Here is a 16,534-nt window from a genome sequence, read left to right on the forward strand (position 1 = left end):
TGTATTTTGAAGTTTTAAGCAATGCAGACAATTCTTTTATTCTAATTTATGTACCGGTCGGATGTACTTAAAATGCCGCTCAGGATTAAAATAAAAGTATATGATTCTACCAGCGGAAGCATCAAAGCAGTAATTTGTGTCCGCAAAATCAAAATTTGTCATTGCCATTTCAATTTTTTCCTCTACACTCCGATTTTCCTGCTCATAGTCGAATGGTCCATGTTCAAAAACAATATATTCCCCTTGGGGAACATCAACCATTAGCATTTGTTTTGGAATTTCGCCTTTATAATCAAGGGGAAGACGTACACCATGGCATTCTGTACGTGGTATTCCCCAATCGCAAAGTCTGCCATTTGGGTCGTTAATATATGCCATAATTTGGCCACTACTACTGTTTGTTTCCGTCCCTCCATCGTCATCTAACTTTCCTTTGATGCTATCCAATAGGCCGTAAATTGTTTCGTAGTCTTGTCCCGGAATAAGGCTCTGTTTTTGCCAAAAATCCCAATAACCATTACTCTCATAGTTTTTAATGTGCAGAAACTTGTGGGCAGGAATGGTTACAAAATAAATTTTAATATCATTTGCAGATTTTATCATACCAATCTCTCCTAATCCAAAAAAGTAGGGGTCGAAGGGGTTTATTTTTGTACGAAGAACCACGGGCTTAGGTCTTTTTCGATATTCACTTGGGGCTACACCATATGCTTTTTTGAAAGCTCTGGTAAAAGCTTCATGTGATGAAAAACCATAATCAAAGGCTATATCCAAAATGCTTTTTTCACTATCCCGAACTTCTTTAAGTGCAAAGGCTAGCTTTCTAAGCCTTAAATAATCTCTAAAGTGCATGCCGGATATTTCCTTAAATTTTCTGGTAATATGATATTCAGAATAACCTAACTTCCGAGAAAGAAATCTCAGGGTCAGTGCTTCATTGTGATGATGAAGAATCGACGCATCAATTTCATCAACAATGATTTGAATTTGCTTGTGCCACTGGTACATTGGTCTGTTCACCTCGTTTTTATTACTCTAAAGCAATTATATCGTAAAGAAAATTATATTTCTTGATTTTACTTGCGGTAATCAATATTTATTGTGCTGTAGATTATAATATCCTAAAAAACTCTTAAGGATATTTGGGTGATATGGTACAAGTTGGTAGTATTATGCTATAATTTGTACTAAGAATGATTGTTATTATTCGTTTTGGCATTCGAATCATTTTCATTATGGTTACTTTTATTGCAAACATCTGTTTTTTGGTAGCTTTTTACCATTCGAAGAATCTGTATTATGATATTGCAAAACAATAATAACTCTTCATAAAAATTAGAATGAGAAATGGAATAGGAGAAGAATATATGGGATATGGATATAGTGGATTTAGCATGGGATTTCAATTAATGAGTATTATTGTTCCGATGATTTTTATTATTGTGATCGGGGTTTTTATCGTAACATTTATAAAAGGGGTTAGCACTTGGAACAAAAATAATCAATCCCCAAAGCTGATAGTTGATGCTAAGGTGATATCAAAAAGGACAGATGTGTCCCATTCTCATCATGCCAACGCCGGAGATGTAACGGGAGCACATGGATTTAGCTCAAGCTCCTCTACATGGTATTATACAACCTTTCAAGTGGAAAGCGGTGACAGGGTAGAATTTTCTGTTTCAGGATCGGAATATGGAATGCTAGCAGAAGGTGATCAAGGAAAACTTTCTTTCCAAGGCACACGGTATTTGAGCTTTCAGCGTAATGAATCTAATTATATGGGGAGGTAATTCAAATGAAATATCAAGGCGTGTGTATAGCTGTCAAAGATGTAAAGCACTCCAGACAGTTTTACCAGGATTTATTTGATCTTGAGGTATATCAAGACTATGGAATCAATGTATCCCGAAAGAACGTGTATTGAAACAATCACACAATATGGAATTATACTTTGAAGAGGACGATTTTGATAAGTTTATTGAGAAATTAGAACAACGTAACGATATTAAATATTTAGGTGAGGGTGTGAAGGAGGCGAAGTGGGGGCAACGATCCATACGCTTTTACGATTTAGATGGACATGTGATTGAAGTTGGTGAGAATATGAAAATGGTGATAAAACGTTTTCTGAATATGGGAATGTCCATGGCGGAAACCTCCAAACGCATGGCGGTTTCTATAACAGATTTAGAGACACTTTTGCACAGTTAATGTTCCCACAGCACCATGTATAAATAAAGCAATGCCTTGGTATATAAGATAAGTTGGTGATAAAATGAGCATAGAAAAAGCGGCAGTGCTGTTTGATGGCTGGAATGAAGCAATGATATGGTCGTGTTTGCAAGGGCACATGGGAAATTTGATTACCAATAACAGTGTAAACCCGACTTCAGCAATGATTGAGGTTGGTGATATTTGTTTTTTTGCAGGCAACCCGGATTCCGTTTTATTCCAATCAATTATTGGATTTAAATTATTAGTTCCGAAAGACAAGTCATGGGAGACCATAATCGAAAGCTATTATGGTAAACGAGCGAAGAAGTTTTTACGTTATGCAATAAAGAAGGAGCCAAATGTTTTTGACCAAGAAAAATTGATAGAATATATAAACGCTTTGGATCATTGTTATGAAATTAAGTTATTCAATGAAGAAATATTTCAAATGGCACAAAGGGAGGAATGGTCTGCTGATTTATGCTCGCAATTTAAGGATTATGCATATTATGAAAAAAGAGCCATAGGCGTAGGCATATTGCATGAAGGAAAGCTTGTATCAGGTGCTTCGCCCTATGCTGTGTATAACGGGGGGATAGAAATTGAAATTGACACAAAGCCTGAATACAGGCAAAAGGGTCTTGCAACGGTATGTGGTGCCAAATTGATAGTAGAGTGCTTGAAGAAAGGGATATATCCAAGCTGGGATGCCCATGATTTGCGCTCAGTGTCTTTGGCAGAAAAATTGGGCTACCATATGGATCACCCTTATGTGACATATGAGTTAACTGACGAATAAAAGTTTTATTTTTATTGTTATGAATGCAAGTTAGCTTGAAGGAGAAATACGAAATGCAATAAAGCAACAGGAGCTTTCATAATCAAAGTGGGATGGAGTATCAGGTTAATTCTATTTTTTAAGTAGCATTAAATTTGCATTGTCAAGGGTTAATTTAATTTCATAGTAAATTTGTAAGCGTAAAAATGTGTCTTTTAAGTGTAAGGGCACATTTTTTCTTTTTCTTATGATATTCTTTTGGCCGTAACTTATAAGAGAATCTGCATTAGTTTCAGCATAAAGGAGTGTGATAGCATGAAAAACCTCGGCGCAGACAGGAGGCCACGGCTTATTCTGCCCCTAATGCAGATGTCAATGTGTGGACAAAACAGGATTGTTTTGCTCTTATTGGCCGAAAAATATGATAATAGGAGGATAAAATAAGTGAGAAATAAAATTTTAAGTATTTGGCTCGCGGTTTGCATGGTTCTGACAATGTTACCGACTTCGGCTATGGCGGAAGAAGCGGACACATCAGGTGCAAGCGGAGAAATCATCGCATTCGTCCCGCTTGCCGAAACAGAGGTGTCTGTATTAACCGGCACGGAGATTGAGAATTTGGGTCTGCCTGAAAGCCTGTCGGCAACGGTGAAAACGGCTGTTCCCGCTGACAATGGTACACAGGCTGAAGCGGTGCAGGATTCCAGTGAGTCAGAGGAGACTGAATCGGACAATTCGGCAGAGGCAACCAATAGCTCTGACCTGCAAGAAAATGTGAATGAACAACAGGAAGATACTAATCAAAAATGGGAAGAAAAAGCCATGGAGATTCCTGTTACATGGTCATCCGAGCCAAAATATGACATGGATGCCGAGGGCATTTATGTATTTACGCCGATGATAGAGGGCTACACAGTAAGGGCCGATCTTCCGGAAATTACCGTGACGGTGGGGACGCAGTTACTTGGGATGGCGTTTCGGACAGGTATACCTGCCACCTTCGGTGACTTTTCTGTCAGCATAGACAAAGATGGTGCTATGCCAACTTATGAAGATGGCGTACTAACCTTCGGCACGGCGGGTGAATATACCGTTGGCATGGCGAGTGGAAAGTCCTCTACTTCAAATGTGCTTAAGGTTGCCGTCGATGGTGTAACTCTGAACCTTAACGGCGTTGTAATTGAAGCACGGAACGGATCGTCAAAGGTGAATGACGGCGCAACTGCCCTGTCGGTGACAAGCGACTCAGTTACCTTGAACGTGATTGAGAATAGCTTCCTGACAGGAGGAATGGGCAACCCTAGTTTTGTGGGAACCGGAAAAAGCGGCGCCGGTATCAGCGGCAGTATTACTGTCAAGGGTACGGCAACACTTACCGTTACCGGCGGCAGAGGTGCATCGTCTGAAGGGGGACCCGGCGGTTCTGGTGGGGATGGTATCAACGGCGATGTTACAGTCACAGGGTCGGGAATACTTACTGCCACTGGCGGTGCTGCCGGAGAAGGTTACCCTATCAATGGCATAGCCGGTGCTGGAATCAGAGGAAACGTGGATGTTTCCGGGGCGGCTACCCTCGTTGCAATCTGCGGTAGCGGTATGGCAAGCATGGCCATCATCAGTGCCGACGGAGCCGACGGCGGCACCATTACCGTGGGCGAAGGTTTTACGATCTTGGCCGGGAATGATAAAAGTAGCGCGACAGCATTTACAGGGACATTAACCACAGCGGCGTATGTCGCTATCACTCTGTCCAGCGTCGAACTACCCACGGCTTCGGAATATGCGGAAGCATCCCCGGTGGCAGCACCCGGCACCGACTATGTGGTGGACGACATAAACAAAATCCTCACCATAAGCACCACGAAGGGTGCGGCGTGGTGGAGTGCGAACGGTGCAAGCTATCTGGACTACACTGTCATCCTTGACGCTGACATCGACGTGTCTGCCTTCCGGTGGACGCCAGTTGGGGATTTTCACCGTGCCTTCACCGGAAGTTTCGATGGGCAGGGTCACAGCATCAGCGGCCTGACGGTGAACGTGACAGAAATGTACGATCTTTGCGCCGGCCTGTTCGGCAATGTAAATGGTGCGATGATTCAAAACCTCTGCATCGCTTCCGGCAGCATCAGGGCAAGCAACATATACAACACCTGCCACACGGGAAGTCTTGCGGGATACGTATATCGGTCCACGATTATTAACTGTGATAACAGCGCCGATGTCTACGGTGGGAATACCGAAGTTTCGGGCACGGGCCGTGTCATGGTTGGCGGGCTTGCGGGATCAGTAGTAGACAACAGCACCATAATCAACAGCTACAACACTGGAAATGCGCGCGCAATCGGAGGTCCCGGCGTAACCGCCGCCTATGCCGGCGGTTTGGTTGGCAGCTTGAGCGCAGGAAGCCTTGTAAACTGCTACAACACCGGGGCACTTTCCGCTTCCAAAGCTCAGGAGAACTACGCCGCTGGGCTTGCGGGATGGGTATACAATACGGTGACGACTACAAGTTGCTACTATCAATCTGCCGATAGTCTGACTGGCTTTGGCAATACCCAGTCTGTAACTGCCACTGTTAACGGCTGCGGCACCTTTACCGCCGATGCCACGCTGACGGCGGGTACGGCGGAGCAGTTCCGGTCAGCCCAGACACTGGCCTACGGAAGTACGCTCCTTGCCGCACTGAACGGCTGGGTTAGCGACCAAGCTAGCACCGATTACTACACCTGGGCGGCTGACCAAACACCGAACGTCAATGGCGGCTACCCAGTGTTCGGTCTGACATGGACTGAACCGAAGGTGCAGTGGGGCGTGGCAGGCGTAGAAGATACCTCCCCCAATACGTGGGTCGGCAGCGGCAGTCTGACCGATGCCGTGGCATTCGCAAACGGTCTTGTAAGCGGCACAGCGTACATTAAGCTTCTAGATGATGTGGATACCACCACCACTTTGGAGTTTGCGTCAGGCAAGACCACCATCCTTGACCTGAACGGCAAAACCATTGACGGCACCAGTATTCCTGCGGTTGATGTGAATAGAAATATCCTCACTGTAAATGGCAAGCTAACCCTCTGCGACAGCAGCACAACCACCGTTGCAGAACAAGGAAAAATCACTGGGGGACATGGTGCCAGAGAAGGCATGGGGGGCGGTGTTTATGTACATTTTTCAGGCATCTTTATCATGACAGGCGGCAATGTCACAGGAAACACCGCTGTGAACGGCGGCGGAGTAGGAAACTATGGCACCTTCACTATGAGGGGAGGAAGTATTGTCGGTAATTCCTGCGTTTCGGGTAGTGGCGGTTCGGCATGCGGCGGCGGGGTGGCAAATTCTAGCTACTTCAGCATGCATGGCGGTAGCATCATAGATAATACCGTATCCGTCGGAGGCTCAGGAGGCGGAGTGTTTACCGACGCCATGACGCTGTCTGGCAATGTGAATATTTCTGGCAACACAGTGGGCACGGCAACCAACAATGTTGCGCTAATGAGTATTGGCAGTGGTGGTGCTGCTGTTGAGATTTCCGGTGCCCTCGCCAACAGCACAGCCATCGGCGTAAGTATCGTTGAGCTATCGAGGGACAATGTTTATATTCCCAAAGCGGGTGTATTCACTTTCGGAGAAGACGTTGTTAACAGCGAATACATCTCAAAATTCGTCAGCGACAACAGTGGATTTGCCGTAATTGCGGTTGGACGCCAGCTCAAGCTGGCGGCGGCGCAAATCATCACCAAGGCCGACGCCACAAATGGCAGTTTCACCGTGAAGGTAAATGGCAACCAGGTTCCTTCTGGGATAGAGGGGCAGACTGTCACCGTCACGCCCACTGCGAATGCCAATTATGAACTGGATACAATCACCGTAACCAAGACGGGGGATCCAAACACGATCGTCACCGTGACAAGCGGCTCCTTCACCATGCCCGCCTATGCGGTCACTGTCAGCGTGACGTTTAAGGTAAGCAATACAGGGCTTACTGATGCACAAAAGCTTGCAGCTGCAAAAGCCGCCATTATGGCTGCGCTAAATAGAATGTCGTTTTCAAACAGCACAACAGCGGCGGATATTTTGAGTGTTGCACAAGCTGCCTCACTTTATGGTGTAACTGTGACATGGAATAGCGCCAATGGATTTTCAAAAACCCAGGCAACTACCGTCGTTGCAGGATCTATCAAAGGAACCCTCGATTTGGTACTGAAGCAAGAGGGCAGTAGGATTGGAATGGACGTAACCATCACCAAGCTGTCCACTGGTGGTAATAGCGGTGGTGGCGGTTCTGCGAACCTTCCCACCACCAAGCCAACGGTATCAGTCACCGGCAGTACAGAAAACAAGGCTACAGTGGACGATAAAGGTAATGTCAGGGTCACCTTGACTGACAAAAACATCGACGATGCCATTGCCAACGCAAAAGCAGAAGCGGTGAAAAAGGGGGTAAATCCAGGCGACATCACGGCGATTATCCATGTAACCACTGACGGCAAGAATGCAAACACAGCCACAGTCAATCTCCCTAAGACCACACAGGAACAGGTTATTAGCAACAAGATTGCCAAGGTTCAGCTGGTCATTGATCGACCTGACCTTTCCATCGGCTTTGACCTTACGGCGATAACGGAGATCAACAGACAGGCGAAGGCTGACGTGCAGCTTTCCGCCACTCCCATGGATAATACAAAGCTTTCTGGCAATGCAAAGACTGCCATAGGAAATCGTCCTGCATATGACCTCAAGGCTACCTATGGCATTGGCAAGTCTGTGACAGACTTTGGCAACGGCAATATCAACGTGGAGATTCCCTACACCTTGCAAGAAGGTGAAATTGGGGAAAATGTCCATGCAGTATATGTGGATACAAAAGGTAACATAACTTATCTTGACGATTCCCGTTATGATACACAACGCGAAAGGGTGATGTTTTCAACCAGACATTTATCTATTTACGGTGTAGCTTACAAAGCAAACTGCAAATTTACCGATATTGAAGGTCATTGGGCAAAGGATGACATACTCTTTGTTGCAGACGGTGGTCTCATGACCGGTACCAGTGCCACCACATTTAGCCCCAATGGTTATATGACACGGGGAATGTTTGTAACAGCATTGGGGCGCTTGGCAAATGCTGACACGAGCACCTATAAACAATCCAGCTTCACTGACGTAAAGGCTGACGCATACTACATGGGCTATATTGAATGGGGCGTTAAAAACAACATTCTGGTTGGTGTTGGCGGTGGCAAGTTTGATCCTGACGGTTTTGTAACCCGTGAGCAGATGGCGGTTATTATGGACAAATATGCAGCGGCTATGAGGATTAAGCTTCCAGAAGTTTACCCACAGAATATCTTTGCTGATAACGCCAAAATTGGTGCGTGGGCGGCTTCTTCTACGAAGCGTATCCAGATGTCGGGCATCATTCAGGGCAAGAGTAATAATTTCTATGATCCTCAGGGCACCGCCACTCGTGCCGAGGTTTCGGCAGTATTGCATCGCTTTGTGAAGCAGGCGGATTTTACCGACAATGCTCAAGGATAAATATTGAGGATATGAAAAGAATAATACGTCATTACTTTCCATGTGATGTTGCGCTAGTTTTAGCATAATAAATTAAAAACCATTGATAAAGACAGTGAAAATGTTGATGACTTAAGCGGCATGACACAGAATTGGAGAATGTAGTTATGTCGTAGAACTGTTAATGTCGTTTTCAAGAGAAAAAAATATTTAAATTGTTTTTTTAAGTGTAAAAATGGGTCTTTTAGGTGTAAAGACCCATTTTTTTTTATTTTGCGGTATTTTTTAATTAGGAAAATAATTAAGAGATGGAGGAGAGTAGACATGAAAGCAAAAATTCTATCTTTGCTGGTGGCATCCAGCATGGTTGTATCGTCGGCGCTAGTTGCCGGCGGCTGTGCACCAAAAAGCAGCACAGCTGCTTTATGGGAAGCTGGGAACACAAGAAACAAGATTGTTGTCATAAGTGATATTCATATTGGGATTGACGACAAGTATGCTGAAACGGTGGCAAACCGACCGTTGCTGATTAATTTTTTAAAGGGGCTGCAAGGCACAAAAGATGTGCGGGAATTGGTGATTGATGGTGATTTTCTGGATGAATGGTTCCTACCGGTGGATTACCCCAGCTACACAGATGAACAGCAGTTTTACAGAGATGTTATAAAAAACAATCAGGGTATCATTGATGAGTTGAACAAAGTGATTGACAGCGGAATCAAGCTTGTCTATATCCCTGGAAATCACGATATGACACAAGAAAATGATGTGTTGCAAGAGGCTATTCCAAAGATTGTACAGATTCGGGATGCCAAAGGCCTTGGTACCTATTACACGGGTGACCGCAATGAAATTGCAATCGAGCATGGTCATCGTTACGATGTTTTTTCTGCACCAGACACGGTAACAAATGCAGAGTTGGCAGGCAACAATGATACCATTCTGCCCGCAGGTTATTTTTATGCTCGCTATGCTGCTACATGGGTATTGCAGGGACGTCCTAAGGTAGAGAAGAACTTGCCTGTGGTAACAACGGTACCTGATCAATCCGATGCTGACCAATATGGCGCCTATATTTATTACAAAATTCTAAGGGATATTTCCGCTAGAATGACGCCGAACCAAGGTATTGATGAAAAAATCTTCGATATTCATATGGCGGGACTAGACGATTCTTATACTTATCTGGATTTTTATCCAGCACAGCAGGCAGATGGAACGATATCAGCACCGGTTTTGTTTAAGAATATCCAGCGCACTTGGGAGGAACGTCAGAAAATCAATCAGGTAAAGGTTCCCAACAGTTTTCTTGAGGCGGTTTCCGGTACTTTAAACTGGGAATATTATTTTAAACAGGCTAAGGTTCAGTATCTGGAAAATCCCAATGAAAACGTGGATGTTGTCGTGTTCGGTCATACCCATGTACCTGAATATCGTGCCATGGACAATGGAAAATATTACATCAATGAGGGCACTTGGATTGATCATAACACAGACTATCCAGAAGCTAGTCGTACTTTTGCGGTTATCACTACCGGGGAAAAAACCACGGCTGAGCTTTACAAATTTGAAGAAGATGGCTCTATCACGGATATTGCCCCAAGTGTAAGTAAAGAAAAAGATAAAACTGCACCTACAGAAAATCCTTTTGCCAATGTGTCTTTTGATATGAAAGCACTTGCAAACTATGGAGATGACAATACGCAGGCTCGTTATGTGGAGATAAGCGGCTTAGCAGATAATGCTGTACAGGAGAAATTGAATGAGGGACTGAAAGAGTTCTGTCTGGCACCAACTTTCTCTGCCGAAAAAGATACGACTTATGATATTATGCCTGTCTTTGAGTTGCTGGATGGCGATTTGTTAAGCATTAGAACTTATAATACTGCCTATACAGCGGGGGCTGCTTATCCTGTAAACTCAATAAGAACACAGATTTTCAACTTAACTACGGGTGATAAGGATACAGGATTGTGGGACTTTATAGGGGATAAAAAAGCCTTTAAGCAACTGGTACTGAATGGAAAACTCGGTTTTGCCGGGGCGGGGGTTGAGGGTGAAATTCCTGAAAAGGTTAAAGAGGCAGCGTACAAAAAGCTTGCAGAAAGCATTGACACACAAGAATTTGCAACACAGTTTTATTTTGGTGATGGGGGAAGATTGAATGTATGGTGTGAAGGTGATAATCATGCAACGGGAGACTATTGGATATTTGATATTCCGATTACTGATTTAGAAGGAATTGCAACCAATCGCTTACAATCTATTATTGAAGAAATGAAAAAACTAGGTAATTAAAATCTGGAAAAGAATGTTTATCATTCTTTATCTTTAAAAATATTATATTTCTCCCTATAAAAGGCTGATAAGAGTGGCTTCATACACCTTATTCAGCCTTTTTTTTAATGTTCAAGTGAATTCATTTTTTTGATATTCCATAAAAGACACACAACGTTATCAATAATAAAAGAGAATTAAAATGCTGAAGATGCCAAGGTTTAAAATAAGCATAATGATAATGAGGTGTTAAGTATCTAAATTCAAAAACGTATAACTTCTTATAAGCGTCTGTTTAATTCCATATAAAATAATTATTGATGTTTCTGCTCTATAGCTGAGAGCGATCATAAAAAGCACAGGTGGTTAAGTGGTCGTTTACCATACCAACTGCTTGCATAAATGCATATATGGTGGTTGTGCCAACAAATTTAAATCCACGTTTTTTTAGGTCTTTGCTGATTGCATCTGAGAGAGGGGTGCTGGATGGCACCTCTTCTATACGAGTCCATGAGTTGATAATGGGCTGATGATTGACATATGACCACAGATAGTTATCTAAAGACTCAAATTCCTCCTGAATTTTAAAATATGCCTTGGCATTACTGATAGCCGCATTTACTTTCAGTCTGTTTTTAATGATTCCGCTATTATGCAAGAGACCTTCAATTTTTGAATCGTCATAAGTTACTAGAATCTTTGGGTCAAAATTATCAAAAGCTTCACAGAGGGTATCCATTTTTGCAAGAATAGTTGACCAGCTTAACCCTGCTTGTTTTCCCTCCAAAATTAACATTTTAAATAACTTTTTATCATCATGAACCGGAATTCCCCATTCGCTATCGTGGTATTCTTGCTCCAGTTTATTTTTCAGAGCCCAATCACATCTTTTTAATTCATTCATCAAGGAACCTCCTTACTTTTTTAGGTTGTGAGATTTTGTTAACCATATGAGTATTGTAGGGAAACTTTATTGTCTGATCTACCAAAATGTTCATAATGCCATGCAATAGTATGGATAAATACAACACCTTCTTTCACAATGAAAGTGAAAACAAAAGTGCAGAGGAATATGACTCCATCTGCGTATTTTTTTTATATAGAATGCTTTTTAAGATAACTGCTTCTCAAGTTTTTCTTTTGTTTCCAATAGGTACTTCCCATATATTGTAATGGTTTCTTCATCTAACCTTTCTTTTGGGGCGGAAATGCTAATTGCATACTCTTTGTTAGGTACATTAATATAAATACCTACACAATGAACGCCAATTTCATTTTCTTCTATATCACAGGCATATCCTCTTTCTTGAGCCTCTTTTATTTTGATTTCAAATTCATCGAATTTCGTAATTGTTTTTTCTGTTATTTTAATAATTTCGCTTTTATTCCAAATATCCCAAATTTCTTCTTTCGTTTTTTCAGCTAAAATAGCCTTACCTACTCCAGAACAATAAAGAGGGATGGATTTACCAATAGTAGAATAAAGCCGTATGGAATTTTTAGACCTCTCCACTTTATCGATATATATTGCTGTAGTATCATAACGCTCAACCAGATGAACAGTTTCATTTGTCTTATTAGCCAATTCTATAAGATAGGGGTGGATGATACTAATCATATCATTATGAGCTAAAAATTTACTGGCTAAATTACAAAGTTTAAAGCTAAGCCCGTATTTCAAGGTTTTTTCCTCTTGCTTAACATAGCCCATAAATATTAAAGAATTTAAGATTCTATGAACCGTGCTTTTATTTAAGTCAAGATCATTGCTGATTTCCGTAAGGCTTAAAGCACCTTTTTCAGCTAAGAGTTCTATTGCTTTAAAAAGCTTTTCAGAAACCTGAATGGGATTTTTATCATTCATTTAGTTACACCTCATTATCAAGTTGAAATCATCTGCTCATTTTCTTTCCACAGAGGATGAAAAATCTTTGTTTCAATAGCAATCCATCTCACTATACCAAATTTATCATTTTTGAAGTCAATTTTATGTTGAAATTGCTTCAAAAAAAGAGAACGCTTTTTTCGTATTATGATAGCATATTTCACAATATAAAACAAACATTTTTGTGAAGGTATATGAACTTACAAATAGCTATTGACAATTTTTAGTTTCAGGAGTACTTTAAATTTAAGTTTCATTATACAAAAACTAGTTCCATAATGCGGAACAGAAGAGCGTGGAGAGGACAAGGTGATTTTACTTGAACGAAATTTTAGAAAGTATAAGTATGTTTAAAGTAGTTCCGGTTGTGGTTTTAGAGGATGCGAAAGATGCCATTCCTTTAGCCAGAGCTTTAAGCAATGGTGGATTGAAATGTGCTGAAATTACATTCCGAACTGAGGCGGCAGAAGAATCGATTCGTTTAATGTCGAATCATTTTCCTGATATGTTAATTGGTGCAGGAACTGTTTTAACTACAGAGCAGGTGGATAAGGCGGTAGCCGCCGGAGCTAAATTTATCGTTAGTCCAGGATTTAATCCTAAGGTGGTTCAATATTGTATTGATAAAGATATTGTTATCGTTCCCGGTGTTACCAACGCCTCGGGCATTGAACAAGCCTTAGCGTTTGGACTTGAAGTTGTTAAATTTTTCCCCGCCGAGGCAAGCGGTGGTTTAAATGCCATTAAGGCATTGGCTGGGCCTTTTCCTAGGTTGAAATTTATGCCTACTGGCGGAATTAATGAAAATAATATTGGAGAATATCTTTCATTTTCTAAGATAGTAGCTTGTGGTGGAACATGGATGGTAAAAGAGAGCCTAATTAAAAATGGTGAATATGAAAAAATAGAAGAGCTGACCAGAAAAGCCATTCAAACCGTTTTTGGCTTTCAAGTGAAGCATGTAGGTGTTAACTGTGAAAATGAAGAGGAAGCCAATGCATCCTCTGATAAAATTACTGATTTATTTGGATTTGAAAAAAAGGCTGGCAATTCATCCATTTTTACAGATGGGATAGAGTTTATGAAAGCGCCCTATCTTGGCAAAAAAGGCCATATTGCCATTGGAACCAATGATGTATTGGGTGCTATGAAATATCTGAAAAGCTTGGGCGTAGCTTTCAAGCAGGATAGTGAAAAATATAAGAACGATAAGCTGATCGCCGTTTATCTGGAGGAAGAAATCAGTGATTTTGCCATTCATTTGGTACAAAACTAAATATAGTGTTAAAGATATGTTTTGCAGAATGATTGGACTGAAGAAACAATAGTTGTTATTGTTTATAAGTATAGGAGGATTCATTATGGCTAAAAAAATAGTTACTTTTGGTGAAATCATGTTAAGATTGGCGCCGGAGGGTTATTTTAGGTTTATTCAAGCAGATACTTTTGGTGCTACATATGGCGGTGGCGAGGCAAATGTTGCAGTTTCTTTGGCTAATTACGGCTTTGAAGCAAGCTTTGTAACAAAACTACCTAAGCATGAAATTGGCCAAGCGGCAATAAATTCTTTAAGAAAATATGGGGTAGACACCACGAAAATAGCCAGAGGCGGCGATAGAGTGGGGATTTATTTCTTGGAAAAGGGTGCTTCCCAGCGTCCTTCCAAGGTAATTTATGATAGAGCGGGTTCTTCTATCTATACGTCAAAACCATCAGATTTTAATTGGGACGAGATTTTTGAAGGGGTAAATTGGTTCCATTTTACTGGGATTACTCCTGCGCTTAATGATGAAGTAGCTGAAATTTGTCTTGAGGCCTGTAAGGCAGCGAAAGCAAAGAACATTACTGTTTCTTGTGACCTAAATTATAGAAATAAGCTCTGGAGTAAGGCCAAGGCCGGAGAGGTAATGGCTAAATTGTGTGAATATGTAGATGTGTGTATTGCTAATGAGGAAGATGCCGCAGATGTATTCGGCATTCATTCCGCAAATACCGATGTTACCACCGGTAAGGTAAATAAAGAAGGTTATAAAGACGTGGCAAAACAATTAGCTGACAGATTTGGTTTTTCTAAAGTGGCTATAACGTTAAGAGAGTCTTTATCAGCGAATGATAATAACTGGTCAGCTATGCTTTATGATGGCACGGAATATCATTTTAGCAAAACTTATAAAATTCATATTGTCGATAGAGTTGGCGGTGGTGATAGTTTTGGAGCTGGACTGATTGCAGCGACTCTTTTGGGCTATGATTCTAAGGATAGTATTGAGTTTGCCGTAGCAGCCTCTTGTTTAAAACATGCAGTTGAAGGCGATTTTAATATGGTAAGCCTTGACGAGGTTACAAAATTAGCCGGTGGTGATGCATCGGGCAGAGTGCAAAGATAAGATCTTAACCAGTCTGGCAATTCTTTTTGGCAACAACATTTTTTTATATTTTTCCCTTGAAAAATGGTTAGGTAATTTACCTAACCATTTTTTATGCGTTTTGCACAGTATTTCTAATCAAAATTTAAACATAATGTCAATTGATATACTAGTATGTAAGTTGTAGAATAAGTATAAATCATAATGAATTATACAGTAGAAAATGTGTAGTTTTTAAGATAAGGCTAATTAGATTGGGTATACTAAGTAGCTTTGTATTAAAATTTATAGAAAAACATTTTCAAAATGGTAATCATTTTGACTTGCTATTTTGACTTAATATGGAGGTGTGTGAATGAAAATGATTTTTCGCTGGTTTCCCTATGGAGACGACAGCGTGACCTTAGAACAAATTAAGCAAATTCCGGGCATGACTGGGGTAGCGGCTTGTATGCCCAAAATCCCAGTGGGTGAGGTCTGGAGTTTGGAGGCTTGTCAGGCTTTAAGAGATGAAATCAATAAAGCTGGGCTTGAGATGGAGGTGATCGAGAGTGTTAATATCCATGAGGATATTAAAAAAGGCTTGAAAACCCGTGATAAATACATAGAAAATTATATTGAGACCATTAAAAATTTATCATTGGTAGGGGTAAAGTGTATCTGTTATAACTTTATGCCTGTTATCGATTGGGCCAGAAGTGAGTTATTCCATCCTTTGTCAGACGGAAGTTTTGGCATGGCTTATCGCCATGACGATGTGGTAAAGCTGAATCCAACCACAATTGCCAATTCCATGGTGTCTAACAGTGGAGGCTACTCCTTGCCTGGCTGGGAGCCTGAAAGAATACCTCAAATGGCTCTGGATATGGAGTTTTATCAGTCCATGTCCACGGAAGAGTATTGGTCTAATATGAAATATTTTTTAGACGCAATCATTCCTTATGCTGAAAAATATGATGTGAAAATGGCGATTCATCCCGATGATCCACCATGGCCTTTATTCAATTTACCAAAGGTTATAACTAATGCAGAAAATATTAGGACATTCTTAGCTTTAAATAATAGCAAATACAACGGTTTAACCCTTTGCACTGGCAGCTTAGGCAGTAACTTGGATAATGATATACCTGCTATTATGAAAGAATTTGGAGATATGGGTAGAATTCACTTTGCTCATATTAGAAACGTGAAACATCTAAGCCCTAAGGATTTTGATGAGTCTGCTCATTTATCTCAGTGTGGTGATTTAGATATGTTTGAAGTTGTAAAGGCACTGCATTCTACCGGATTTGATGGGTATATACGTCCTGATCATGGAAGAATGATTTGGGGCGAGAAGGCCAGAGCCGGCTATGGTTTATATGACAGAGCTTTAGGCGCAAACTACCTCTTAGGTCTATGGGAAGCAGTAGATAAGATGAGTAAATCCTGAGAATTAGTTGCGTGGCGTAAGTCACGCAACACAAGATTACGTATGCTCTTGTGAAGGAAAAGCAA

General features: G+C 41.3%; 10 protein-coding genes and 1 pseudogene. 8 read left to right on the forward strand and 3 right to left on the reverse strand.

Features of this window, described 5'->3' with window-relative positions; genetic code table 11:
- Positions 1-36: 36 nt before the first annotated feature.
- Positions 37-1,008, reverse strand: coding sequence for a helix-turn-helix transcriptional regulator (locus tag NE558_RS08900; RefSeq protein ID WP_256149672.1), 972 nt, complete (start codon positions 1,006-1,008; stop codon positions 37-39).
- Between the two features lie 401 nt (positions 1,009-1,409).
- Here NE558_RS08900 and NE558_RS08905 point away from each other — a divergent pair, with 401 nt between their 5' ends.
- The 5 genes and pseudogenes from NE558_RS08905 (at position 1,410) to NE558_RS08925 (ending at position 10,807) form a co-directional block, all read left to right on the forward strand.
- Entirely contained in the window at positions 1,410-1,790 is a 381-nt protein-coding gene (locus NE558_RS08905) for a DUF2500 domain-containing protein (RefSeq protein ID WP_420314591.1), read from the forward strand.
- A gap of 5 nt (positions 1,791-1,795) precedes the next feature.
- Positions 1,796-2,211 (forward strand): annotated as a pseudogene (locus tag NE558_RS08910) (glyoxalase).
- Between the two features lie 64 nt (positions 2,212-2,275).
- Entirely contained in the window at positions 2,276-3,013 is a 738-nt protein-coding gene (locus NE558_RS08915) for a GNAT family N-acetyltransferase (protein WP_256149674.1), read from the forward strand.
- Positions 3,014-3,436: 423 nt separating this feature from the next.
- The gene (locus NE558_RS14620; RefSeq protein WP_256149675.1) at positions 3,437-8,530 is read left to right on the forward strand and encodes an S-layer homology domain-containing protein; all 5,094 of its coding nucleotides are present in this window, start codon (positions 3,437-3,439) and stop codon (positions 8,528-8,530) included.
- 303 nt (positions 8,531-8,833) lie between these two features.
- On the forward strand, positions 8,834-10,807 hold the full coding sequence (locus NE558_RS08925) for a metallophosphoesterase (protein WP_256149676.1): 1,974 nt from the start codon (positions 8,834-8,836) through the stop codon (positions 10,805-10,807).
- 310 nt (positions 10,808-11,117) lie between these two features.
- Here NE558_RS08925 and NE558_RS08930 read toward each other — a convergent pair whose 3' ends face one another.
- Both NE558_RS08930 and NE558_RS08935 read right to left on the reverse strand, forming a co-directional pair.
- Complete coding sequence (locus NE558_RS08930; protein ID WP_256149677.1) at positions 11,118-11,690, reverse strand: DNA-3-methyladenine glycosylase I; 573 nt, start codon at positions 11,688-11,690, stop codon at positions 11,118-11,120.
- A 207-nt stretch (positions 11,691-11,897) separates the two neighbouring features.
- Positions 11,898-12,650: an IclR family transcriptional regulator gene (locus NE558_RS08935; protein WP_256149678.1), complete on the reverse strand. Its 753-nt coding sequence runs from the start codon at positions 12,648-12,650 to the stop codon at positions 11,898-11,900.
- A 340-nt stretch (positions 12,651-12,990) separates the two neighbouring features.
- Here NE558_RS08935 and NE558_RS08940 point away from each other — a divergent pair, with 340 nt between their 5' ends.
- The 3 genes from NE558_RS08940 (at position 12,991) to uxuA (ending at position 16,469) form a co-directional block, all read left to right on the forward strand.
- Positions 12,991-13,947, forward strand: a complete 957-nt coding sequence (locus tag NE558_RS08940; RefSeq protein ID WP_256149679.1) for a bifunctional 4-hydroxy-2-oxoglutarate aldolase/2-dehydro-3-deoxy-phosphogluconate aldolase — start codon at positions 12,991-12,993, stop codon at positions 13,945-13,947.
- A gap of 85 nt (positions 13,948-14,032) precedes the next feature.
- Positions 14,033-15,058 (forward strand): sugar kinase, encoded by a 1,026-nt coding sequence (locus NE558_RS08945; protein ID WP_256149680.1) that lies wholly within the window; start codon positions 14,033-14,035, stop codon positions 15,056-15,058.
- Positions 15,059-15,392: 334 nt separating this feature from the next.
- Positions 15,393-16,469, forward strand: coding sequence for a mannonate dehydratase (uxuA, locus tag NE558_RS08950; RefSeq protein ID WP_256149681.1), 1,077 nt, complete (start codon positions 15,393-15,395; stop codon positions 16,467-16,469).
- The last annotated feature ends 65 nt before the right edge of the window (positions 16,470-16,534 follow it).

The organism is Anaerotignum propionicum (genome assembly GCF_024461735.1).
Taxonomy (GTDB): domain Bacteria; phylum Bacillota; class Clostridia; order Lachnospirales; family Anaerotignaceae; genus Chakrabartyella.